Source organism: Streptomyces sp. NPDC001070, from assembly GCF_053598835.1.
The window spans coordinates 20,868-42,368 of sequence record NZ_JBSFLB010000021.1 but is presented as its reverse complement, the minus strand read 5'-3'; the positions used below and the strand labels follow the sequence as shown (position 1 = coordinate 42,368).

Below are 21,501 nucleotides of genomic sequence, written 5' to 3'. Positions count from 1 at the left end.
ATTGCCGCCCCGGGTCCCATGACCGGACGAGGTCTTCTCGGCAGTGTGGGTGCCGTGATCGAAGTCAGCGAACTCACCAAGCGCTACGGCAGCAAAACGGCCGTCGACCATCTGTCCTTCACCGTGCGGCCGGGCCGGGTCACCGGATTCCTCGGCCCCAACGGAGCCGGCAAGTCCACGACCCTGCGGATGATCCTCGGCCTGGACACGCCCACCATCGGCGCCGCGACCGTCAACGGAATCCCCTTCCACCACCACCCGCGCGGACTGCGGCACGTCGGCGCTCTCCTCGACGCCGGGCAGGTCCACGGCGGCCGAAGTGCCGCGGCACACCTGTCCGCCCTGGCCCTCAGCAACCGCATCCCGCGCCGCCGGGTGGCCGAGGTGCTGCAGGAGGTGGGGCTGGCCGGGGTGGCGAACCGCCGCATCGGCGGGTTCTCCCTCGGCATGAAGCAGCGGCTGGGCATCGCCGCCGCCCTGCTCGGCGATCCGCCCGTACTCATGTTCGATGAGCCGATCAACGGCATGGATCCGGAGGGCGTGCTCTGGGTACGCCGGCTTTTCCGGCGTCTGGCTGCCGAGGGGCGCACGGTCTTCCTCTCCAGCCACCTGATGTCGGAGATGGAGAACACAGCCGACCAGCTCGTCGTCATCGGCCGGGGCCGCCTCATCGCCGCCGAGTCGGTACGGGACTTCGCGGCCCGTAGTACCCGTAGCAGCGTTGTGGTGGGGACACCACAGGCCGCCGAACTGGCAGCCGTGCTGACGGCGGCGGGCGCCTCGGTCGAGACGACAGGCTCGGCCGGCGCCGAGAGACTCGCCGTCGCCCGACTCCCAGCGGACCGCATCGGGGCGCTCGCCTTCGAGAACGGTATCCAGCTCAACGAGCTGACCACCCGCAGCGCCTCACTGGAGGCGGCCTTCATGGAGCTGACCGCAGACAGCGTCGAATACATGGCAGGACAGCCCCGATGACCACACTCGCCTCCGTCTCCCCGGCCACCCACTTTGCCGAGCCGCCCGCCCGCTTCCGAGACCTGCTCGCCTCCGAGTGGATCAAGATGCGGTCCCTGCGCTCCACCCCGTGGACGATCGCACTCACCGCCTTGTTCGTCATCGGGTCCGCTGCCGTGGCCACGATGGCGGACCACGCCGCGGGCTCCGGCCCTGCTGATTTCCTGCCCTTCGACGCCTACCCACAGGCCGGCTCCTGGACGCTGATGCTCGTCGCCGGCAGCGCCGGCGCCCTCACCGTCGTGAGCGAGTACAGCAGCGGCTTGATCCGCACCACCATCGTTGCCGTCCCCGCCCGCGGCTCGGTGGTGGTGGCCAAGGCAGCCGTCGTCGCCGCGCTGTGGACCGCGGTCGGCGCGGCCGTCTCCGCCGGTTCGTTCCTGGTCTCCCAGGCCATCCTGTACGGGCGACACGTCGGCGTTCCGATCACCCACCCCGGCGTGTTCCGGGCGCTGGTGGCATCGGCGTTGCTGGCTCCGGTATGCGCGCTGGTCGGTCTGGGCCTCGGCGTCTTGCTCCGGCACGCCGCCGCGACCATGGTCACCAGCGTGTTCACCCTGCTGATGCTCCCCACCATGTTCTCGGAGAGCGATCGCTGGTCGGCGGACATCAAACACGCGATGGTGTCGGCCGCCTGGAGGCGCCTGGTCCAAAACTGGGGGCCTCAACCCGGATCCCTGGGCTACACCGCCGCGGTCTCCGGCTCCTGGATCGTGTACGCGCTCTGGCCGCTGATCACAGTCGCAGTCGCCATGCTCGTGGTGAGGCGCCGCGACGTGTGAGCATCCCTTCAGGACGTGCACTCTGTTGCCCGGGACCGGTGTCCCCCACGGCCGGAAAGGTCGGGATGGACCCGGCGAAGGCGGGGCCTGGGCCGCGGCGTGGATCGCTCGCCTGGCGGCCGGCCCCGAGATCCCGGTTCCGGCGGCGAGGTCGCCGTGGGCGCGACTCGTGATCATCGCCTATGAGTCGGGGCTCGTGGCGCCGTCACGATGAACATGCGGCCCGGGCCCGGCGATGACCCCCGTGCACCGCCCGGCCCGGCCGCGGCCTCACTGCCCCAGGTCGGGGATGCGCCAGTCCACGGGGTCGTGGCCCTGCGCCTTGAGCGCCTCGTCGATCTGGGTGAAGGGGCGGCTGCCCAGGAAGAGCTTGGCCGACAGCGGCGACGGATGGGCGCCCTGCACGACCGCGTGCCGCTCGGTGTCGATCAGCGGCAGCTTCTTCTTGGCGTAGTTGCCCCACAGGACGAAGACCGCCGGATCGGTCCGGGAGGCCACGGCCTTGATGACCGCGTCGGTGAACTTCTCCCAGCCCTTGCCCTTGTGCGAGTTGGCCTCGGCCTCGCGCACCGTCAGCACCGCGTTGAGCAGCAGCACGCCCTGCTCGGCCCACGGCATCAGATAACCGTTGTCCGGGATCGGGTAGCCGTATTCCTCTTTCATCTCCTTGAAGATGTTGCGGAGCGAGGGCGGGGTCTTGACGCCGGGACGCACCGAGAAGCACAGCCCGTGCCCCTGGCCCTCGCCGTGGTACGGGTCCTGGCCGAGGATCAGCACCTTCACCTTGTCGTACGGAGTGGCCTCCAGGGCCGCGAAGACCTGCTCGCGCGGCGGGAAGACCTTGTGCTTCCCGCGCTCGTCCTCCACGAACTCGGTGAGCTGCGTGAAGTAGGGCTTCTCCAGCTCCTCGCCGAGGACGGCCTGCCAGGACTCGGGCAGCGTGATGGGCACGTCGGGAACCTCCGGTACGCGATCCGTTACTGGGGACGAACGTACCGGTCCGCACTGACAATCCGCCCGGCCGGGTGTCAGGCGGCGTCCAGCCGGGCCCGCAGCTCCGGGCCGAGGTCCAGGTCGGCCGCGGGCAGCAGTTCGTCGAGCTGTGCGACGCTGCTCACCCCGAGCACGGGCAGGACGGGGACGTCGCCGCCCAGCAGCCAGGCCAGCACGACCTGGTTGGGGGTGGCCCCGGCCTGCTCCGCCACCTCCCGCAGCACGCGCAGCCGCCGCTCCGTGCCCTCGTGCCGGTACTGCTCGGGCACCGTCTTGTCGTCACGGGTGTACGCGCCGTGGACGAGCGTGGAGTACGCCGTCAGGTCCAGGTCGGACTGGGTGCGTGCGTAGTCCAGCAGTTCGGCGTCGGCGTGCCGCTGGATGCCGAAGCGCGCCCCCGGCCGCGGGTGGAGGTAGGTGTGCCGCTGCTGCACGATCCGGTAGCCGGGCAGCCCGCGTTCGGCGGCGATCCGGCGGGCCTCGGCGACGCGCCACGTCGCGTGGTTGCTGACGCCGAGCGTGCCGACCGTGCCGTCCGCGACGAGACCGGCGAAGGCCTCCACGGTCTCCTCCAGCGGGACGCGCCGGTCCTCGATGTGCGCGTAGTGGACGTCGACGCGGTCGGTGCCCAGCCGGCGCAGGCTGCCGCGCAGGCCCGCCCGGACGGCCTCCCCGGCCAGCCCTTCGGCGTTGCCGGGGCGGCCCTCGTCGTCGATCCACCGCGTGCCGCGTGAGAGGTCGGGCCGGGCGCCTACCTTGGTGGCCAGCACGACGCCGTCCCGGGCGCCGCGGCTGCGCAGCCAGCGGCCGAGCAGCAGCTCGCTCTCGTCGCCGGTGGCACCGGCCACCCAGCAGGCGTAGTTGTCGGCGGTGTCGACGAAGGTGCCGCCCGCCTCCGTGAAGCGGTCGAGGATCGCGAAGGAGGTCTCCTCGTCGACCGTGGTGCCGAAGGGCAGGACGCCCAGGCACAGGGTGCTGACCTTCGGCCCGGCGCCGCCGGCCAGTGTGCGGTATCGCATGGTGCGCACTCCTCGGACATGTCGAAGTCCCTGGTGCCGGCCGCCACGACGGCGGCCGGCACCGGGAACTGTGCACGTTGGAGTGCGGACGAACGCAAGCCTCAGGCGCCGACGCTGGCGTTGAGGAAGATGCCGCCGTCCACGACCAGCGTCTGGCCGGTGATCCAGGCCGCCGCGTCCGAGAGCAGGAAGGCGGCGGCGCCGCCGATGTCCTCGGGCACGCCGAGCCGCTTCAGCGGGTAGGCGGCCGCGGCCTCCTCCTCGCGGCCCTCGTAGAGGGCGGAGGCGAACTTGGTCTTGACGACCGCGGGGGCGATGGCGTTGGCGCGGACGCCGGGGGCCATCTCCGAGGCGAGCTGCAGCGTGAGGTTGACCATCGCGGCCTTGCTCATGCCGTACGCGCCGATGAACGGGGAGGCGCTGATGCCCGCCACGGAGGCGATGTTGACGATCGCGCCGCCGTTCTCCTTCATCCACGCCTTGTACGTCTGCTGGGCGAAGCCGAGCGCCGAGATGACGTTGGTCTCGAAGACCTTGCGGGCGACGCCGAGGTCGAGCTCGGCGAGCGGGCCGAAGACGGGGTTCGTACCGGCGTTGTTGGCGAGGTAGTCGACGCGGCCGAACGCCTCCATCGCGCGCTCGACGGCCTCGGCCTGGTGCGCCTCGTCGTGGGCCTTGCCGGCGACACCGAGGGCGCGGTCGGCGCCGAGCCGCTCGACGGCCTCCTTCAGCGCCTCCTCGTTGCGGCCGGTGATGACGACGCGGTCGCCGCGGGCGACGAGCGCCTCGGCGATGCCGTAGCCGATGCCGCGGCTGGCGCCGGTGACGATCGCGACGCGGCCGCTGTCGGGCTGGGTGCTCATGGGTGCGGGTCTCCTGTCGCGGTTCAGTTGAGGGGGCCGCCGGCCACGTACATCACCTGGCCGGAGACGAAGCCCGCGTCGTCGCCGGTGAAGAAGGCGATCGCGTTGGCCACGTCCTCGGGCCGGCCGACGCGCTGGACCGGGATCTGGGTGGCGGCCGCGGCCTGGAACTCCTCGAAGCCCATGCCGATGCGGGCGGCCGTGGCGGCGGTCATGTCGGTGACGATGAAGCCGGGGGCGACGGCGTTGGCGGTGACGCCGAACTTGCCGAGCTCGTGCGCGAGGGTCTTGGTGAAGCCCTGCAGGCCGGCCTTGGCGGCGGAGTAGTTCGCCTGGCCGCGGTTGCCGAGGGCGGAGGACGAGGACAGGTTGACCACGCGGCCGAACTTCGCGTCCACCATGTGCTTCTGGACGGCGCGGGTCATCAGGAAGGCGCCGCGCAGGTGCACGTTCATGACGGTGTCCCAGTCGGACGCGCTCATCTTGAACAGCAGGTTGTCGCGGAGCACGCCCGCGTTGTTGACGAGGATCGTCGGCGCCCCGAGCTCCTCGGCCACACGCGCGACCGCGGCCTCGACCTGCGCCTCGTCGGAGACGTCCGCGCCGACGGCGATGGCCTTGCCCCCCGCCTTGGTGATCTGCTCGACGGTGTCCTTGCACGCGTTCTCGTCGAGGTCCAGCACGGCCACGGCGCGGCCCTCGGCGGCCAGGCGCACGGCGGTGGCGGCGCCGATGCCGCGCGCCGCCCCGGTCACGATCGCTACGCGCTGCTCGGTGGTCGACATCTGTTCTCCTCAGCCCTGTGGGGTGGCGGTCGCGCAGGTGAGCGACCGCTTAGTACGTCCCGTTGCCGAAACCGTAGGAGCGCAGTGACCCTGTGTCAACGCCCACCGCGCCGATGTGGCTCAGCGCACCAGAAGATCCAGCAGACGGTCCACCTCGGCCTCGGGGTCCTCGGTCAGCCCGGTGTGGATCGGGCCCGGCTGCACGATGGTGCTGCGCGGCGCCGTAAGCCACCGGAAGCGCCGCCCCGGATCGTCCTCCGCCGCCTGCCCGGCCCGCTCGCCGCCCGCGCAGATGCCCTCGTACCCGCGCAGGGCGGCCCGTACGCCCGCGACGTCGACGTCCGGGTCGAGGCAGCGCAGCCGGGTCTCGTCCAGATGGACCCGGGCACCGACGAAGGACTTCGCGCGGCAGTACACCAGCACGCCCGCGTTGATCAGCTCACCGCGCTCGATCCGCGGCATCACGCGCACCAGCGCGTACTCGAAGACATCGCGCCCGCTCGCCGTGCTCACTTCGCGGCCTTCCCCTCGACCCAGGTGCGCAGCCACTCCGGCGGCGCCTGCTTCTCCTGCTGCTTCGGGGCGAGGGTGATCCGCTCCCCCACCGTCCCGGCCCTGGCCAGCAGCACCCGCTCGTACGCCCGCCGCACGTCGTCGGGCCCCGCGAAGCCGGGCTCGTCGACCAGCCACTCGTCGGGGATCTGCGCGGTGACCTCGCGCAGCAGCGCCTCGTCCACGCGCGGGGCGAGGTCGCGCGCGGCGGCCTCGATGTCGGGGGCGAACCGGGCGAGGGCGTGGTCGGCGGCGTCGTAGGGCTTCGCTGCGGCCTGGTCGGCGCCCTTCCAGTTGTGGTGGAAGATCAGCGAGGCGCCGTGGTCGATCAGCCAGGGGTCCTTGTGCCAGACCAGCATGTTCGGGTTCCGCCACGAGCGGTCGACGTTGCCGACGAGGGCGTCGAACCACACGATCCGGCCCGCCTCGCCGGACTCCACCTCGAAGACCAGCGGGTCGAAGCCGAGCGCGCCGGGGAGGAAGTCCATGCCGAGGTTGAGGCCGCCGCTGGCCTTCAGCAGGTCCTGGATCTCCTGGTCCGGCTCGCCGAGCCCGATCACCGGGTCGAACTGGAACCGCACCAGCACCGGCACCCGCAGCCCCAGCCGCCGGGCCAGCTCGCCCGCGACCACCTCGGCGACCAGCGCCTTGCGGCCCTGGGCCGCCCCGATGAACTTCACCACATAGGTGCCCAGGTCGTCGGCCTCGACGACCCCGGGCACCGATCCGCCCTCACGCAACGGCGTGACGTAGCGGATCCCGGTCACTTCCTCCATGGGCGCATCTTAATGATCGGTGTCCCACGGCCACGCCGCACCGCCGCCCGGGCTCACTCGCCGGCCGCCCGCAGAGCGATGGACAAACGCCACCACGCGCCCCACGCAGGCACAGGGACGGCGGCATGACGGCCGGCAGGGGCGGCCACGACCGACTCCCATCGGCAGCGGCCCGGGCGGAAATTCCGGCGGATGGTTGAACAGTCCACCCATGTCGTCCGTACGACATGGCAGGGCGTGATCACACGCTCCCGGGCCCCGGCAAGCGGTCCGGAACGGACGAGGCAACAGGATGTGTGACGCATGGCCGAGACGACTGGCATCGCAGGAGGTCCCACCCGCCGCGCCGTGGTCGCCGGAGTGGGCGCGGCGGGGCTCGCGGCCGCGCTGGCCGCGTGCGGTGACTCCAACGACTCCGCGGGAGCGTACAGCCCTGCCGCACCGGCGCAGAACGGCGACCAGGGGAACGGCGGGGCCGCGGCGGCGCTGGCCAAGACGACGGACATCCCGGTCGGCGGCGGCAAGATCTTCGCGGACAAGAAGGTCGTCGTCTGCCAGCCCAAGGCCGGCGAGTTCAAGGCGTTCTCGTCGATCTGCACACACCAGGGCTGCGCGGTCAACGAGATCGCGGGCGGCACGATCAACTGCCCCTGTCACGGCAGCAGGTTCAGCATCAACGACGGCAGCGTGGCGCACGGCCCGGCGACCCAGCCGCTGGCCGCGGCGAACATCAAGGTCGAGGGCGACTCAGTCGCCCTGGCCTGAGTCCGCTCGGCCCGCGTCCCGCGGGCCCTGCCCGGACCGTTTCCAGCTGCCGATCACCTCGTCGGCGGTGGTGACCGTGGCGACGAGCGCGAGGGTGTGCCGGACCATGTCCGCCGTGTAGGTGTCCGGCACCCCCGCGATGGCGTCGGCGGGCACGACTGCCTCATAGCCGAGGTTGACCGCGTCGAAGACGGCGTTGGGGACGGCCACATTGGCCGACACCCCCGTGACGACGACCGTGCGCACCCCGAGGTTGCGCAGCACGGCGTCGAGGCCGGTGCCGGCGACCGGCGACAGCCCGTGCAGCCGTCGCACGACGAAGTCGCCGGCACCGACCGGTATCTCCGCCGCGACCTCGACGGCCGGGGTGCCGGTGATCTGCTGCACGGGCAGGCGCTCGGCGGCGCGGAAGATCCTGGCGTTGCGGCCCGCGCCACGGCCGTCGGGGCGGCGTTCGGCGACGGCGTGCACGACGGTGGCGCCCGCCGCGTGGGCGGCGGTGACCAGCCGGGCGGTGGCGTCCAGCGCCCCGGTGGCGCGTACCGCCGCGGCGAGTTCCGGCAGTGCGCTGCCGGGCCCGACGACCCCGCGCTGGCACTCGACGGTGAGCACGGCCGTGTGCCGGGGAGTCACGAGTGCGTCCAGCCGCCGGTCCCCGTTCCCGTTCGTCATGCTTGCCCCCTCGCGCGCGGCTGCCCTACCGTCGTCCCAAGTGACCGTATCTGACGCACCGTCAGGCAGGGAAGTGGGGGCGCTCATGCCCGTCGCACAGCGGCGCGGACGCCGGATCATGATGACCCCGGAGGAGATCGACGCCTTCCTCGCCGAACAGCGCACCTGTCGCGTCGCCACCGTCTCCCCGGACGGCCGCCCGCACGTGGGCGCGCTCTGGTTCGCCTGGGACGGCACGTCCCTGTGGCTGTACTCCATCGTCCGCAGCCGCCGCTGGGCCGACCTGCGCCGCGACCCGCGCGTCGCCGTCGTCGTGGACGACGGCACGGACTACGGCGAACTGCGCGGCGTCGAGCTCTCCGGCACCGTCGAGTTCGTCGGCGAGGCCCCCCGCACCGGCGAGCCCCAGCCCGCCCTCGACACCCCCGAGCGCCTCTTCGCCGCCAAGAACTTCGGTCTCGACGCCATGCCCCACGACGGCCGCCACGCCTGGCTCCGCCTGACCCCGGACTCCGTCGTCTCCTGGGACTTCCGCAAGATGCCGGGGCTCGGCTGACCACACGGACGACCGCGCCGGGGCTGCCCGGGCGGCCGTGCGGGGACGATCTCAGCCGCCGGTGGCCGCCATCTCCGCTCCCGCGCGGCGCAGGGCCTCGACGGCGACGCGGATCGCGGGGCGGCGGTCGGCGTCGGAGCGCCAGACGGCGTAGATGTGGCGCTGCATGGTGTGGCGTACGGGGATGGCGCGGACCTCGGCCGGGAGGGGACCGCGGCCCAGCCGGGGCAGGACGGCGACGCCCAGGCCGGCGGCGACGAGGGCGAGGACGGTGGGGTGCTCCTCGGCGTGGTGGGCGATGCGCGGTTCGACGCCCTTGCCTCGCAGGGTGAACAGCAGCCACTCGTGGCAGAATCCGCCGTCGGGCCAGGCGATCCAGTCGTCGTCGGCGAGTTCGCCCAGGTCCACCTCGGCACGGCCGGCCAGCGGGTGGCCTTCGGGGACGACCACGTCCGCGATGTCGTCCAGGAGCGGTTCCTTGGCGAGGCCGCCGGGCAGGGACAGCGGCTTGTTGTACCAGTCGAGGACGACCGCGAGGTCGATGTCACCGCGGACGAGGCGGCCGAGCGCGTCCTGGGGCTCCATCTCCTGGATCATCGCGCGCAGCTTCGGGTAGTCGCGCCGCATCGCGGCGAGCGCCTGGGGGAACAGGCCCCGTACGGAGGTCGGGAAGGCGCCCATGCGCAGCTCGCCGACGGGGGCGCCACGGTGCGCCTCCAGATCGGAGTGGGCGAGCTCGACGAGGGAGAGGATGCGGCCGGCGTGCCCGGACAGCAGCCGGCCGGCGTCGGTCAGCCGGACCCCGCGGCCGTTCTTGGCCAGCAGCGTCTGGCCGGTCTCGCGTTCGAGCTTGCTCATCTGCTGGGAGACGGCCGAGGTGGTCACATGCAGGACGTCCGCCGCCGCGCTCACCGACCCGTAGGTGGAGATGGCGTTCAGGATGCGCAGGCGCTCCAGGTTCAACATGTAAGCGATGCTACGTGATCACCGGGAGGATTTCTCGCTTGTCCTAAGAGGTTGGATCCGTCATCGTGATGGCCATGAGCGCACCCAGCACCCACCGCCCGGCCGTCCCGGCCGTACCCTCCCCCGCCGATACCGCCCCGTCGACCGCCGCGCTCCGCCGTCCCGTGCTCGACTGGCGCGTCAGCTGGGCCGTGCTCGCGCTCATCTGGGGCTTCAGCTTCCTGTTCATCAAGGTCGGCACGGAGGCCTACGCCCCGCTGCAGGTGGCGTTCGGCCGTATGGCCTTCGGCACCGCCGTGCTGGCCGTCGCCTTCGCCGTCAAGCGGGAGCGGCTGCCGCGCGGCGCGCGCGCCTGGGGGCACATGGCGGTCGCGGCCCTGCTGCTGAACACGCTGCCGTTCACGCTCTTCGCGTACGCGGAGCTGTCCATCCCCTCCACGCTCGCGGGTATCTGCAACGCCACGACCCCGCTGTGGAGCATGGTGCTGTCGGTGGTCGCGCTCTCCGACGACAAGCCCACCCGGCAGCGGGTCGCGGGTGTCGGCATCGGTTTCGTCGGCGTGCTGACCGTGCTCGGCGCCTGGCAGGGCTTCTCCGGCACGGATCCGGCGGGCACCGCGATGGCGCTGGGCGCCTCCGCGAGCTACGCGGTCGGCTGGATCTACGTGCGCCGGACCCTGAGCGGCAGTGGCAACTCGGCCCTGTCGATGTCCTCCGCGCAACTACTGCTGGGCACCGCGCAACTGGCCGTGCTCACCCCGCTGTTCAGCTCGGCGCCCGCCTCCTTCCCGCTCTGGCCGACGCTGTCGGTCGTGGCGCTGGGCGCGTTGGGCACCGGGATCGCCTTCCTCCTGCAGTACGGGATCGTCGCGGAGAAGGGCCCGACCATCGCCACCATGGTCACCTACCTCATCCCGGTCATCGCGACCGCGGCCGGCGTCGCCCTGCTGGGCGAGCACCTGACCTGGAACGAGCCGGTAGGCGCCCTCGTGGTGCTCGCCGGAGCCGCGCTGACCCAGCGCCGCCCGGCGGGCTGAGACCGGTCCGCCGCGCACGTCAGCCGAAGCGTCCTGGGGTGTGTGGGTGGGCTGTGACGGCGGCGGTGAGGGTGTCGGCGAGGGCGGGGATCTCGTGCGGCGTGAGGGGTGAGACGGTGATGCGGATGCCGGGGGGCGAGCCGAGCCGGTAGCGGGCGCCGGGGGCGACGGCCCAGCCGGCTTGCAGCAGGCGGGTGACGGTGCCGGTCTCGTCGGGGACCGGGATCCACACGTTCATGCCGCTGCGGCCGTGTGCGGTGACGCCGCGGTCGGCCAGTGCCCGTACCAGGGTGTCGCGGCGTGCGGCGTAGGCGGCGGAGACGGCGGGGATGTCGACGGCTTGGGTGCGCCACAGGTGGGCCAGGGCGTGCTGGAGCAGGTGGCTGACCCAGCCGGGGCCCAGGCGGTGGCGGCCGCGGATCCGGTCGACGGTGACCCGGTCGCCGGTGAGGGTGGCCAGGCGCAGGTCGGGGCCGTAGGCCTTGGCGGTGGAGCGGACCAGGATCCAGTGCCGGGTGCTGCCGGCCAGTGGGTGCAGGGGCAGTTCGGTCAGGCCGTGCACGTGGTCGTCGTCGATGACCAGGACGTGGGGGTGCTCGGCCAGGACGGTGCGCAGGTGGCCGGCGCGTGTGGCGGACAGGGTGGCGCCGGTGGGGTTCTGGCCGCGGTCGGTGACGATCAGTGCTCGTGCGCCGTGTCGCAGGGCGGTGTCGACCTCGTGCGGGAGGGGGCCGTGGTCGTCCACGCCGACCGGAACCGGGCGCAGTCCCAGGGCGGGCAGGAGGTCGAAGACGCTGCCCCAGCCGGGGTCTTCGACGGCCACGGTGTCGCCGGGACGCAGGTGGGCCAGGAGGGCGCGTTCCATGGCGTCCAGGGAGCCGGAGGTCAGTGCGACGGGTCCGTCGGGGACGCCGTCGGCGTCGAAGGCGGCACGGGCCAGGGCGGCGAGCTCCTCCACGACCGGGGTGTGGCCGTAGAGCATGGGGTGCCGGGCGTGGCGGGCGGCCGCCTCGGCCAGTGCCTCGCCGAGCGGCGGCAGCAGCGCGGTGTCCGGGTTCCCGGTGGACAGGTCCCGCACCCCGGGCGGCAACTCGACACGGATGGCCTCACGCGCGGTGGTGGCCGGCCGCGGCCGCACCCGGCTGCCTCGCCGGCCGGCGGTCTCGATGACACCCCGGTCACGCAGCAGACGATAGGCGGCCGCGACCGTGTTGGCGTTGACACCCAGCGACACCGCCAGCTCCCGCAACGGCGGCAACGCCGCACCCGGCACCAACACCCCCTCCCCGATGGCCCGCTCCACACTCGCCGCGATCTCGGCTGCGCCCCGGCCAGTGAACGTGTACTCTCCTAGCACAAACAGCATTATGCACTAATGCAAAGGATCGCGCCATGTCCGCCACGCCCTCCGCGGCCGATGCGTACGACGTCACCGACCGCACCGTCCCCACCCGCAGCCGTGAGCGCGCCTCGTACGACCGCGACCTGGTGCACGCGATCCTCGACGCGGACTACCTGTGCCACCTCGGCTTCGTCCGCGACGGCGCACCGGTCGTGCTGCCGACCCTCTATGCCCGCGTCGGCGAGCGGCTCTACGTGCACGGCTCCACCGGCTCCCGGCCGCTGCGCGGCGCCGGCGAGGACGACGGGCTGGCGGTGTGCCTGACCGTCACGCACCTGGACGGGCTCGTACTGGCCCGCTCCGCCTTCAACCACACGATCAACTACCGCTCCGTGGTGGTGCACGGCATCGCCCGCCAGGTCACCGACCCCGCCGAACGCGCCACCGCCCTGGACGCCCTGGTCGACAACATCGTGCCCGGCCGCGCCGCCGACTCCCGCCCCGCCAACGCCAGGGAACTGGCCGCCACCGCCGTCATCGCCCTCGACCTGCACGAGGTCTCGGCCAAGGTGCGCACCGGCGGCCCCGGCGACGACCCCGAGGACCTCGCGCTCCCGCACTGGACCGGCGTGCTGCCCGTGACCCGCGCCTACGGAGCACCGTTGCCCGCCGACGACCTCGACCCGTCGATCACCGTCCCCGGCTACCTCACAGCACTCTGAAGGGAGCCCCGCGCATGCTCGTCCATCCCTGGGACTCCGCCCTCGACGAGACCGAGTGGCAGGGCTGGCTGGCCACGCACGACTTCGGCCAGCTCGCGGTCAACGGGCCTGACGGCGAGCCGCCCTTCGTCCAGCCGCTGCACTTCGCCTACGACGCGGAGCGGCGCGAGGCGGTCACCCATCTCGCCCGGCCCAACCCCCTCTGGGCCGCGCTGGACGCCGGCCCCCGCGTCACCCTGAGCGTCGTCGACGACTACACCTTCATCCCCGGCCCGTGGCACGCCCCCGAGGGCGCCCCACCCGAGCACGGGACGCCCACCAGCTACTACGCCGCCGTGCAGTTGCTGTGCCGGGCCCATGTCGTGGACGACCCGCACGAGAAGGCGGATCTGCTCCACCGGCAGCTCGCCCACTTCCAGCCGCGCGGCGACTACGCCCCCGTCCTCCCCGGCGAGGCGCCTTTCGGCCGGATGCTGCCCGGCATCCGCGGGCTGCGGCTGGAGGTCACCGACGTCCGCGCCAAGTTCAAGTTCGGCGGGAACAAGCCGCGCGAGACGCAGCAGCGGGTGAGCGGACTGCTCGCCGAACGAGGCGGTCCGGGCGACGCCGCCGCCCGGACCCATCAGCTGCGCCGCCTGACGCAGCCTCGTTAGAACCTGCCGGCCTGCCTGGACGGCGTCGCCGGATCAGTCGTCGATCGCCGCGCCGAACCGGGCGTCCCGGTACGGCGCGCCGAGCGAACCGGCGCCGTAGGTCCAGCTCCCCGGCAGCTTGAGGCCGGTCGAGCCGGCCGAGAACACCCACACCACACCTTCGTTGGTGTTCTCGCCCGGAGCCGCGACGAGCAGACCGAAGTAGCCGTCGCGGTTGGGGTCGGTGAGGGAGACCTGGCCGCCGAACTTGTCGCCCTTCTCCGCGGCGCCGGGGACGCCGGCCGAGTTCTGGTTGACGTCCAGGACGCCGGCCGTGGTGAGACCCCCGGCCGAGCCGCGCAGGACCCAGACGGCTCCCGCGTCCGCGACGCTGCCGATGTCCTCGCCGGAGGCGCCGATCGCGACGTCCGCGTATCCGTCGCCGTTGACGTCGCCGACGGAGAGATCGGTGCCGAAGCCGTCGCCGCGCTCGGCGACACCCGGCACGCCGGGGTAGTCCTGGGTCCACCACACGGGCGGGCTCCCCGGGCCCTCCTGCCCCACGGGCCCGTCGGTACCGCCGTAGTAGACGCCGACCGTGCCGCCGGTCATGAACTCGCCGCCGTCGTCGGGGCTGTGCGGCTCGCCGGTGACCAGATCGTCGTAGCCGTCGCCGTTGATGTCGCCGGAGGCGACGACGGGACCGCCGCGCAGGGCGACGACGGGCCGGGGGTCGATGTCGTCGCTGAGGATGACGTACGACCAGCCGTGGCCCGGCTCGTCGCCCACGCTGAGGCCGGAGACCACGAGGTCGGCCAGTCCGTTGTCGTCGTAGTCGCCGGTGGTCAGGGACCGGGGCGCGATGCCCGGGCCTTCGTCCTGCTTGGCGAGCGGGGTACGGTGCCGGTCCTTGAAGAACTTGAACGGGGACCCTCCGCCGTCCCTGCCCGCCGCGCGTTGCGGCGCGGATTCGTACTGATAGATGGAGAGGCCGACCTTGTCGAGCACGGCGAGCAGATCACCCGGCACGTACGAGGTGAAGTGCCCCGCGGCCAGGGCGCTGCCGAACCGGTCGCCCTTCGCGGCGCCGTCGGACTGCAGCCAGTCGCTCGCCGAGCCCGACAGCCCCTTCGCCGATCCCCACAGGACGACGGCGCCGCCCGCGTCGGCGCCTATGCCGCTGAGGTCCTCACCGGGGATGCCGACGATGGCGTCGTCATAGCCGTCCCCGTCGAGGTCGCCGGAGGCCACGGCCTGGCCGAAGGCGTCGCCGGTCTCGGCGGCACCGGGCACACCGGCGGTGTTCTGGCTGAAGACCCTGGCGTTGCCCGTGGTGACGCCCTTCGGGCCCCCGTACTGCACGGTGACGGCCCCGGCCCCGGACCGCCCGCCCACCGTGGCACCGGGTGCGCCGGTCAGGACGTCCTCGTACCCGTCACCGTTGAAGTCGCGGTTGCGGTCGTTGGCGTGGGTGCCACCGGGGGTCCCGGCGTGGGAGGCGGGGGCGGTGGCGATCGCCGCCCCCGTGATCAGCAGGAATGACGCCGCGGTGACCGCAGCCGAACGGTTCTTGCGCATGAGCGGCTCCTTCGCTCAAGAACGGCCGGGCGGGTGCGGGGGTGTCCGGAAAGAGCCCGTTTCCTTGTCCGGCAGTGTCTTTGACACGCCATGAGAGGAAAGGGTTGTAAGGAGGCGTACGGGAATGCGGCGGGGCGTCCGCCCTGTGATCAGCCCTGGACGAGCGGGCTCATGCTCGCGGTGTCGGTTTCGGCGGCGGGCGTCCCGGAGGCCACGACCGTGGTCGTCCCCTGCTTCTTGGCGGTCTGGGCGACGAAGGCGCCCGCCAGCACGAGCGTCCCGCCGACCATCTGCGGCACGCCGAGGTGCTCGCCGAGCAGCACCCAGGCGAGGACGGTCCCGACGACGGCCTCCAGGCAGGCCACGACTCCGGCCACCTGCGGGGACAGCCGCCGTACGGCCACCACGCCGGTCAGGTAGGCGAGCACGGTGGCCACCAGGACGACCCATCCGACGAGCAGCAGGGCGGGCACGTCCGTCTCGCCGAGGGCGGCCTGGCGGGTGAGCACCGACCAGTCCATCGTCCAGGGGCGGGAGACCGCGGTCAGCACGACGGCGCCGATGGCCAGGCCGTACGCGATCACGGCGACCGGGTCCGGAGCGTTGTCGCCCTCGCTGCCGTGGTCGGCCAGGACGAAGTAGCTGACCTGGCAGCAGGCGGCGCCGAAGGCGAGCGCCAGCCCCAGCGGGTCGAAGGCGAGGCCGGACCACACCTCGACGACCGCCGCCATGCCGCCGACGGCGAGCACGACGCCGATCGCGGCGGCCCGGCTGACCGCCTTGCGCTGGACGAAGCGCACCCAGCCGAGCAGGAGCGCGGGGCCGAGGAACTCCACGAGGATCGCGACACCGACCGGGATGCGGGAGATCGCCGCGAAGTAGAGCGCCTGGACGCCGGCGACACCGAGCAGGCCGAAGCCGAGCAGCAGCCCGGGGCGGCGCAGGAGGAGCGCCCGGTGCCGCAGCAGGACGGGCAGCATGACGAGTGTGGCGCCGGCCACTCGCAGCCACACCACGTGCAGCGGGTCGAGCCCCGCCTCGATCAGCGGCTTGGCCGCCACCCCGGAACCGCCGAACGCGAACGCGGACACCAGCGCGAGCCAGAGCCCGGCGTTCCTCCCCTGAGACACATGCATCGGGCCATGATGTCAGCTCGCGACAGGACCGTCACCCCGGTAGCGACTGTCATCCTCACCACGTTGCCGGAACACCCGCGAGGGCAGGGCCTCCGGCTCCACCCCGCCGACCTCAGCAGCTGTGCCGCCCGGCTCCGCCGTCGGCCACGAGCGCCGCGAGCGGTTCGGTGCCGTCGGCCTGCGGCGCGCCCCGCTCCCGCGCGCGGAGGGCGGCGCCACGCACGGCCGCGGCGGCGGCCGGGCTCCACCCGGGGTCGTCGACGGCGGTGAGCACGGGAGGGCGCCGGAGTCCTCCTTGGAGCCGCGCCAGCCGATGCCGCAGCCGATCGTGCGCTGCGCGAGGCAGCCCAGGACGCGTGCCACCCGCCCGCCGCCCTTGCCCGATCCTGCCGACCTCGCCCCGATCGGGCGTGCCCGGCCAAGGCGCCGTCCGGCCTTCGGCACCTGCCTCGGGGCCGGAGCAGTCCGCTTCCTCAGGGCCAGAGCAGTCCGCGCGTCCAGCCGCCGGGGGCGGAGGCGTCGCGGACGTAGCGCAGGCGGATGTGGCCCTGGACGGGGGCGCCCTGCCAGAACTCGGCCTCGTCGGCGGTCAGCCGGTAGACGGTGTGGCCCTCGGGCACGTCCTCGGGGTGGGCCGCGATGTGTTCGGTGGCCCGGCGGCGGGCCACCTCGTACGCGTCGCGCCCGTTCAGCGGGGCGCTCATCACGCCGGTGAAGCCGGCGATCCGGCCGGCCTCGCGGCGGCCGAGGAAGTCGCGGCGGGCGGCGGCCCGCCCCAGGATCGCGACCGTTCCGGTCACCCGGATCTGCCGGCCGTGCCGCGGCCAGTACCAGCTGAGGGCGGCGTACGGGCGGTCCGCCAGGTCGCGGCCCTTGCGGCTGGCCGCCTCGGAGGCGAAGTCGAAGGAGAGTCGGTCGAGGTCGATGCCGCGCAGCATGAGCACCCGAGCCGAGGGCCGGCCCGCGGCGTCCGCCGTACTGAGGGTCATGACATGCGGCTCCGGCACACCTTCGTCGAGGGCGTACGCGAGCCAGCGGGCGAACACCGGCCCCGGTTCGGGCCCGGCCGTGGCGGGGTCGAAGTGCGGGAGGGGCCCGGCGAGCACAGGGGCGGAGCGCATGCGCTCCCGGAGGGCGTCGGCGGTCACGGGGGCCTGGTCGTCGGTCACGGTCCGATCCTGGCATGCGGCCGCCCGGCGCACGCGGTTGCGCGGTGCGCCGGACGGCGGCGGTGCGGCCTCGTCAGGCCGGGAGGTGGAACTGCTGGTTGGTGCCGCCGGCGCAGGTCCAGATCTGCAGCCGGGCACCGTTGGCGGTCGACTTGTCGGTCACGTCCAGGCACTTGCCGGAGGCGGGGTTCACCAGGGTGTCGCCGCTGCCGCGCTGCCAGACCTGGGCGCCGGTGCCGTTGCAGTCGTACAGCTGCACCTTGGTCCCGTTGGCGGTGCCCGCGGCGGTGAGGTCCATGCACTTGCCGAGCGCGCGGATGGTGCCGTCGGAGCCCACCGTCCACTGCTGGGCGCTGGTGCCGTTGCAGTCGTACATCTGGACGGCGGTGCCGTTGGCGCTGCTCGCGGCGGCGACGTCGACGCACTTGCCGCCGAGGCCGGTGATCTGGCCGGTGCCGCCGGGGGGCGGAGGGGTGCCGCCGCCGGTCACGGTGTTGAAGATGCTCGAGAACTGCCAGGCGCTCTGGGGGGTGCCGCTGCAGCTGTCGGAGAGCTGGCCGTTGGTGGCGCAGGCCTTGTCGCGGCCGACCGCCCAGAAGGCGAGCTCCTGGATGCCCTTGGACTTGGCGAAGTCGGCGAGCGTGGTGGCGTTGCCGGTGGTGAAGGTCTCCGCGGTGGTGTCGTTCACCCCGATCATCGGGGTGTTGCCCTCCATCGCCCACAGCTGCGCGTCGGTCTTGGTGGTCCAGATCGCCCCGAGCTGGTTGCGCAGGGCGGTGGCGGCGTCGGTGGCCGCCTTGCCCATGTCCATGGCCGGTCCGTAGTCCATCGTCATGATGTTGACGAGGTTGACGTTCAGCCCGTTGCTCTTGGCGTTGTTCAGCAGGCTGATCGAGTTGGACTCCAGACCGGTCGGGTTGACCGGGAGGGTGTACTGCACGTCGAGCTTGCGTCCGGCGGCCGCGTACTCCTGCTGGAGCTGGGCGAGCGCCTTGTTGCGGCGGTCGTTGGCGGTGGTGTTGTCGAGCTGGCCGCCTTCGATGTCGAGGTCGATGCGGGTGAGGTTGAGGGCGTCGACGACCTTCTTGTACTGCGCCTTGAGCGTAGCGACGCTGGTACAGGCGACGCCGATCTCAGTGCCGGAGGCGCCGCCGAAGGAGGCGATGACGTCGCCGCCGGCGGCCCGCAGGGAGTTGATCGCGGAGGTCCAGCCGGCGTCGGTGACCGGGGTGTCGCCGTTGAACATGGCGTTGCAGCCGCCGCCGTCGATGACGAAGGCGAGCGTGAAGTACTTCAGGCCCGTGGCGTTGCGGGCGTTGGCCATGGCCGAGGGCGAATTCCAGGTCTCGACGTACGGCGCGGCGTACTGGGCGGGGAAGCCGGGCCCGGGGTTGGCGGCGGCGCTCGCGCCGCCGCCGGTGGCGACGACGGCGGTGGCGGCCATGGCCAGGACGGCGGGGGCGGCGGCAATGGCTCTGACGGCGGATTTCAGCACAGGACGGCTCCTGTCGTGGGCGCAGGGGGTGCGCGTTGTGGGGGGGTGCAAGCCGTGGGGAGGGTTGGGGGGACTTGACTCTGCTGTTCACGTATACGAACAACACATCACTACATGAACAGCCGATGGCCGCAGAGGCTATGGACTAGACCAGCGCGGCGTCAAGACCTTTGCACAGGGCGGCCGTTCGGGGCGCCGTATCCCCGCGCCGCATCGCGGGCACGCCCGGTGGCGGGGCCGCCGTCGCCCGCTGCGCGGACGGCGGTGGTCCCGCATGGGTCTCCCGGCCGGGGTCAGGGACCGGAGACCAAGTCGGCCACGTTGCTGGCGGAGTTGGACGGACCTCCGCTGTTGTTGATCACGTGGCTGATCGTGCCCGTGCCGCCGAGGGAGACGGTCACCATGTCGTGGAAGCGGACCCCGGACACCGCAGGCGCCTCGAAGGCCCGGTCGGCGACCACGGACGGGTTGACGTTGAAGTAGCAGTAGCTGCCGAGGCCCCATGCCTCATGGCCGGTCACCGAGGGGGCGACCTTGTAGGCGTCGTATCCGCGGGTGGAGCCGTTCATCCAGGCGGCCTGGTTCGGCGGGTCGTAGGGCATCTCGTTCTGGAAGAAGTACGTGCGGCCGCCGTCGCCGTTCCAGATCACCTGGTGCTGCTGGTAGTGCTCCACGAACAGGCCGTACATCGTCACGTTCGTGCCGTTGACGATCAGGCCGTTGGCGGCGGTGTTGCTGGTCCAGCCGACGCCGCTGCCGTGGTCGGCCCGCCACAGCCACATGTGGTCGCCGATGACGTCCGAGCTGTTGACCACCAGGCTCTGGGTGGCCTTGCCCACCCCAGCGCCGCCGATGCGGAAGAAGACGTCGTGCAGCGAGGTCGGGTCGGCGGTGTGCCGCGCGGTCGAGCCGGCCGGGCCGACCTGCATCAGGGTCTGCGAGTTGCTGGTGCCGGCGTCGATGAGCAGCCCGGCGATCTTCACGCCGTCGACGTCGGCCACGCTGACGGCGGTGATGCCGTTGTCGGGGACGAGAGTCGCCAGGCCCAGGCCCAGTACGACGGTGTCGGCCCGGTTGATGTTGAGCGTCTGGTCGAGGTGGTAGACGCCCGGCGTGAACAGCAGGTTCTTGCCCTGGGCGAGCGCGCCGTTGATGTCGGTCGCGGTGGCACCGGGCTTGACGATGAAGAACTGGTCGATCGGCAGCGAACTGCCGGCCGGGCTGCCGCCCGCCCAGGTCGTGCCCTGGGTGTTGGTGCGCAGCGCGGGCACGAAGACCTTGTAGGCACCGGTCGAGTCCACGTACAGGAAGGGCTTCTCCCGGGTCACCGGCGACTGCGCGACCGTGGTGTACGGCGGGCTCGGGAAGGTGTTGGCCGGGGCGTTGACGTCGCCGACGAAGACCATGTTCCAGTTGGAACCGGTCCAGCTGCCCCACTGGCTGTTCCGCGACAGCCACTGCTGCTGCGAGCCGGAGCGCACCTGGCCGTCGATCTTGGAGTCGGCGATGAGGCCGCCGCTCGACCAGCCGCCGTCGTCCAGGTTGAGGTTGCCGCGGACGTGCATCCGGCGGTAGGGGGCCGCCTGCGAGACGGCCCAGCGGTCGGTGCCGCCGGTCGGGTTGACGGAGAGGTTCTCCGCGGACCGCCAGAAGTTCTGGGTGGCGTTGCCCTGGAACCAGTCGGCCTCGGCGTGGACCGCGCCGTTGATCGTCACGTCGTCCGGGGACAGGCCGAGGCCCGCGACCTGGGTGTAGAAGCCGACGTTGGCGTCGACGCTGTAGCTGCCCGGCTTGAAGAGCAGTGCGTAGCGCTGGGAGCCGAACTGGTTGGACTCCTGCTGGCCGAAGACCTGGTTGAGCCGGCTCTGGATGGAGGCCGACGACATCGACGGGTCGAAGACCGAGACGTTGGGGCCGAGGTCGGGGGTGCCGGGCGGGTTCTGCGGCGTGTCGGTGGAGCCGAGGCTGAAGGACTGTGCGGCGGTGCCGTTGCAGGTGTACTGCTGGATGCGCGCGCTGTCGGCGGTCGAGGCGGCGGGCACGTCGAGGCACTTGCCGCTGTTGCGGTTGACGAAGTGGTAGGTGCCGCCGGCCTCCTCGACCGGCAGCCATTGCTGGTTGGCCCCGTTGGAGTACGACCAGAGCTGGACGGGGGCGCCGTCGGCGGTGGACACGTCGGTGACGTCCCAGGACTTGGACGCGTCGTTGCGGTTGTCGACCCGCACGTATCCGTCGCTCGTGGCCTGGAACTGCCACTGCTGCGCGGTGGTCCCGTTGCAGGCGTACTGCTGGACCGCGGTGCCGTCGGCGGTGCCCGCGGCGGCGGCGTCGACGCACTTGCCGCTGTGCTTGGCGGCGACGGTCACCCAGCCGGTGGGCAGTGCGGCGGCCTGGGCCTGCGGGACGGTCAGCACGACGGCGGACAGGCCCGAGGCGAACAGGGCTCCCAGGGCGATCGGTATGACGCGGCGTCGGATCCGGCCGCTGCCGGGGGCACCGGGGGGCGGCGCTCCAAGGGTTCTCATGGATGACTCCTGTGCCGCGCGGGGCGCGGCGCCGTGGGGGGGTGTACGCGGGCATGCCGAAGCGGGCGACGGCACGGCGTGTGATGACGGAATGGGGGGGTGGCCGGGCGCACGCGCCCGGC

General features: G+C 72.5%; 22 protein-coding genes. 7 read left to right on the top strand and 15 right to left on the bottom strand.

The genetic code is table 11. The annotated features are described in order from the left end of the window. Window positions 1-54: 54 nt before the first annotated feature. Window positions 55-975 carry an ATP-binding cassette domain-containing protein gene (locus tag ACWDAS_RS24850; protein ID WP_450394756.1) on the top strand — a complete coding sequence of 307 codons (921 nt, stop codon included), beginning with the start codon at window positions 55-57 and terminating at the stop codon, window positions 973-975. Next, the gene (locus ACWDAS_RS24845; RefSeq protein ID WP_450394753.1) at window positions 972-1,796 is read left to right on the top strand and encodes an ABC transporter permease; all 825 of its coding nucleotides are present in this window, start codon (window positions 972-974) and stop codon (window positions 1,794-1,796) included. The genes ACWDAS_RS24850 and ACWDAS_RS24845 overlap by 4 nt, the downstream gene beginning before the upstream one ends. Before the next feature lie 270 nt (window positions 1,797-2,066). On the opposite strand, the gene ACWDAS_RS24840 is transcribed toward ACWDAS_RS24845, so the two are convergent. The 6 genes from ACWDAS_RS24840 to ACWDAS_RS24815 all read right to left on the bottom strand — a co-directional run bounded on the left by ACWDAS_RS24840 (window position 2,067) and on the right by ACWDAS_RS24815 (window position 6,784). Beyond that, entirely contained in the window at window positions 2,067-2,747 is a 681-nt protein-coding gene (locus ACWDAS_RS24840; RefSeq protein WP_450394750.1) for a uracil-DNA glycosylase, read from the bottom strand. 77 nt (window positions 2,748-2,824) lie between these two features. Further along, on the bottom strand, window positions 2,825-3,808 hold the full coding sequence (locus ACWDAS_RS24835; RefSeq protein WP_450394747.1) for an aldo/keto reductase: 984 nt from the start codon (window positions 3,806-3,808) through the stop codon (window positions 2,825-2,827). Window positions 3,809-3,909: 101 nt separating this feature from the next. After that, window positions 3,910-4,671: an SDR family oxidoreductase gene (locus tag ACWDAS_RS24830; RefSeq protein WP_450394744.1), complete on the bottom strand. Its 762-nt coding sequence runs from the start codon at window positions 4,669-4,671 to the stop codon at window positions 3,910-3,912. Window positions 4,672-4,694: 23 nt separating this feature from the next. Then, window positions 4,695-5,456, bottom strand: a complete 762-nt coding sequence (gene fabG, locus ACWDAS_RS24825; protein WP_450394742.1) for a 3-oxoacyl-ACP reductase FabG — start codon at window positions 5,454-5,456, stop codon at window positions 4,695-4,697. Window positions 5,457-5,576: 120 nt separating this feature from the next. After that, entirely contained in the window at window positions 5,577-5,918 is a 342-nt protein-coding gene (locus ACWDAS_RS24820) for a DUF3037 domain-containing protein (protein ID WP_245938895.1), read from the bottom strand. A gap of 47 nt (window positions 5,919-5,965) precedes the next feature. After that, window positions 5,966-6,784: a HipA family kinase gene (locus tag ACWDAS_RS24815; RefSeq protein WP_450394740.1), complete on the bottom strand. Its 819-nt coding sequence runs from the start codon at window positions 6,782-6,784 to the stop codon at window positions 5,966-5,968. Between the two features lie 303 nt (window positions 6,785-7,087). On the opposite strand from ACWDAS_RS24815, the gene ACWDAS_RS24810 reads away from it, so the two are divergent. Next, complete coding sequence (locus ACWDAS_RS24810) at window positions 7,088-7,549, top strand: Rieske (2Fe-2S) protein (RefSeq protein ID WP_450394737.1); 462 nt, start codon at window positions 7,088-7,090, stop codon at window positions 7,547-7,549. Here ACWDAS_RS24810 and ACWDAS_RS24805 read toward each other — a convergent pair. After that, entirely contained in the window at window positions 7,532-8,221 is a 690-nt protein-coding gene (locus ACWDAS_RS24805; protein WP_450394732.1) for an isochorismatase family protein, read from the bottom strand. The two genes, ACWDAS_RS24810 and ACWDAS_RS24805, sit on opposite strands and share 18 nt — an antisense overlap. A gap of 85 nt (window positions 8,222-8,306) precedes the next feature. Between ACWDAS_RS24805 and ACWDAS_RS24800 the strand changes: the two genes are divergently transcribed. Next, a complete protein-coding gene (locus tag ACWDAS_RS24800; protein WP_450394729.1) occupies window positions 8,307-8,777 on the top strand; it encodes a pyridoxamine 5'-phosphate oxidase family protein in 471 nt (156 codons plus the stop codon). A 51-nt stretch (window positions 8,778-8,828) separates the two neighbouring features. Here the strand turns inward: ACWDAS_RS24800 and ACWDAS_RS24795 are convergent, their stop codons facing one another. Further along, the gene (locus ACWDAS_RS24795) at window positions 8,829-9,743 is read right to left on the bottom strand and encodes a LysR family transcriptional regulator (RefSeq protein WP_450394727.1); all 915 of its coding nucleotides are present in this window, start codon (window positions 9,741-9,743) and stop codon (window positions 8,829-8,831) included. A 68-nt stretch (window positions 9,744-9,811) separates the two neighbouring features. Here ACWDAS_RS24795 and ACWDAS_RS24790 point away from each other — a divergent pair, with 68 nt between their 5' ends. Continuing rightward, on the top strand, window positions 9,812-10,780 hold the full coding sequence (locus ACWDAS_RS24790; RefSeq protein ID WP_450394724.1) for a DMT family transporter: 969 nt from the start codon (window positions 9,812-9,814) through the stop codon (window positions 10,778-10,780). Between the two features lie 19 nt (window positions 10,781-10,799). On the opposite strand, the gene ACWDAS_RS24785 is transcribed toward ACWDAS_RS24790, so the two are convergent. Beyond that, entirely contained in the window at window positions 10,800-12,137 is a 1,338-nt protein-coding gene (locus tag ACWDAS_RS24785; protein WP_450394721.1) for an aminotransferase class I/II-fold pyridoxal phosphate-dependent enzyme, read from the bottom strand. A 35-nt stretch (window positions 12,138-12,172) separates the two neighbouring features. Between ACWDAS_RS24785 and ACWDAS_RS24780 the strand changes: the two genes are divergently transcribed. Then, entirely contained in the window at window positions 12,173-12,844 is a 672-nt protein-coding gene (locus ACWDAS_RS24780) for a pyridoxamine 5'-phosphate oxidase family protein (RefSeq protein ID WP_450394718.1), read from the top strand. A 14-nt stretch (window positions 12,845-12,858) separates the two neighbouring features. Beyond that, window positions 12,859-13,497, top strand: coding sequence for an FMN-binding negative transcriptional regulator (locus tag ACWDAS_RS24775; RefSeq protein WP_450394715.1), 639 nt, complete (start codon window positions 12,859-12,861; stop codon window positions 13,495-13,497). 33 nt (window positions 13,498-13,530) lie between these two features. Here ACWDAS_RS24775 and ACWDAS_RS24770 read toward each other — a convergent pair whose 3' ends face one another. The 6 genes from ACWDAS_RS24770 to ACWDAS_RS24745 all read right to left on the bottom strand — a co-directional run bounded on the left by ACWDAS_RS24770 (window position 13,531) and on the right by ACWDAS_RS24745 (window position 21,379). Further along, window positions 13,531-15,054, bottom strand: a complete 1,524-nt coding sequence (locus ACWDAS_RS24770; protein WP_450394712.1) for an FG-GAP repeat protein — start codon at window positions 15,052-15,054, stop codon at window positions 13,531-13,533. Window positions 15,055-15,203: 149 nt separating this feature from the next. Beyond that, on the bottom strand, window positions 15,204-16,190 hold the full coding sequence (locus ACWDAS_RS24765) for an EamA family transporter (RefSeq protein ID WP_450394710.1): 987 nt from the start codon (window positions 16,188-16,190) through the stop codon (window positions 15,204-15,206). Window positions 16,191-16,302: 112 nt separating this feature from the next. Beyond that, window positions 16,303-16,464 carry a hypothetical protein gene (locus tag ACWDAS_RS24760; protein WP_450394707.1) on the bottom strand — a complete coding sequence of 54 codons (162 nt, stop codon included), beginning with the start codon at window positions 16,462-16,464 and terminating at the stop codon, window positions 16,303-16,305. 199 nt (window positions 16,465-16,663) lie between these two features. Then, entirely contained in the window at window positions 16,664-17,359 is a 696-nt protein-coding gene (locus ACWDAS_RS24755) for a pyridoxine/pyridoxamine 5'-phosphate oxidase (RefSeq protein ID WP_450394704.1), read from the bottom strand. 73 nt (window positions 17,360-17,432) lie between these two features. Next, window positions 17,433-18,854, bottom strand: a complete 1,422-nt coding sequence (locus tag ACWDAS_RS24750; protein ID WP_450394703.1) for a ricin-type beta-trefoil lectin domain protein — start codon at window positions 18,852-18,854, stop codon at window positions 17,433-17,435. Between the two features lie 293 nt (window positions 18,855-19,147). After that, window positions 19,148-21,379, bottom strand: coding sequence for an RICIN domain-containing protein (locus tag ACWDAS_RS24745; protein ID WP_450394700.1), 2,232 nt, complete (start codon window positions 21,377-21,379; stop codon window positions 19,148-19,150). Window positions 21,380-21,501 lie beyond the last annotated feature (122 nt).

Coding starts and splice junctions, on each gene's coding strand:
- ACWDAS_RS24830 (WP_450394744.1), bottom strand. CDS start 4,671: ATGAGCACCCAGCCCGACAGCGGCCGCGTCGCGATCGTCACCGGCGCC.
- ACWDAS_RS24845 (WP_450394753.1), top strand. CDS start 972: ATGACCACACTCGCCTCCGTCTCCCCGGCCACCCACTTTGCCGAGCCG.
- ACWDAS_RS24810 (WP_450394737.1), top strand. CDS start 7,088: ATGGCCGAGACGACTGGCATCGCAGGAGGTCCCACCCGCCGCGCCGTG.
- ACWDAS_RS24770 (WP_450394712.1), bottom strand. CDS start 15,054: ATGCGCAAGAACCGTTCGGCTGCGGTCACCGCGGCGTCATTCCTGCTG.
- ACWDAS_RS24795 (WP_450394727.1), bottom strand. CDS start 9,743: ATGTTGAACCTGGAGCGCCTGCGCATCCTGAACGCCATCTCCACCTAC.
- ACWDAS_RS24835 (WP_450394747.1), bottom strand. CDS start 3,808: ATGCGATACCGCACACTGGCCGGCGGCGCCGGGCCGAAGGTCAGCACC.
- ACWDAS_RS24820 (WP_245938895.1), bottom strand. CDS start 5,918: ATGCCGCGGATCGAGCGCGGTGAGCTGATCAACGCGGGCGTGCTGGTG.
- ACWDAS_RS24745 (WP_450394700.1), bottom strand. CDS start 21,379: ATGAGAACCCTTGGAGCGCCGCCCCCCGGTGCCCCCGGCAGCGGCCGG.
- ACWDAS_RS24790 (WP_450394724.1), top strand. CDS start 9,812: ATGGCCATGAGCGCACCCAGCACCCACCGCCCGGCCGTCCCGGCCGTA.
- ACWDAS_RS24765 (WP_450394710.1), bottom strand. CDS start 16,190: ATGCATGTGTCTCAGGGGAGGAACGCCGGGCTCTGGCTCGCGCTGGTG.
- fabG (WP_450394742.1), bottom strand. CDS start 5,456: ATGTCGACCACCGAGCAGCGCGTAGCGATCGTGACCGGGGCGGCGCGC.
- ACWDAS_RS24800 (WP_450394729.1), top strand. CDS start 8,307: ATGCCCGTCGCACAGCGGCGCGGACGCCGGATCATGATGACCCCGGAG.
- ACWDAS_RS24780 (WP_450394718.1), top strand. CDS start 12,173: ATGTCCGCCACGCCCTCCGCGGCCGATGCGTACGACGTCACCGACCGC.
- ACWDAS_RS24805 (WP_450394732.1), bottom strand. CDS start 8,221: ATGACGAACGGGAACGGGGACCGGCGGCTGGACGCACTCGTGACTCCC.
- ACWDAS_RS24815 (WP_450394740.1), bottom strand. CDS start 6,784: ATGGAGGAAGTGACCGGGATCCGCTACGTCACGCCGTTGCGTGAGGGC.
- ACWDAS_RS24775 (WP_450394715.1), top strand. CDS start 12,859: ATGCTCGTCCATCCCTGGGACTCCGCCCTCGACGAGACCGAGTGGCAG.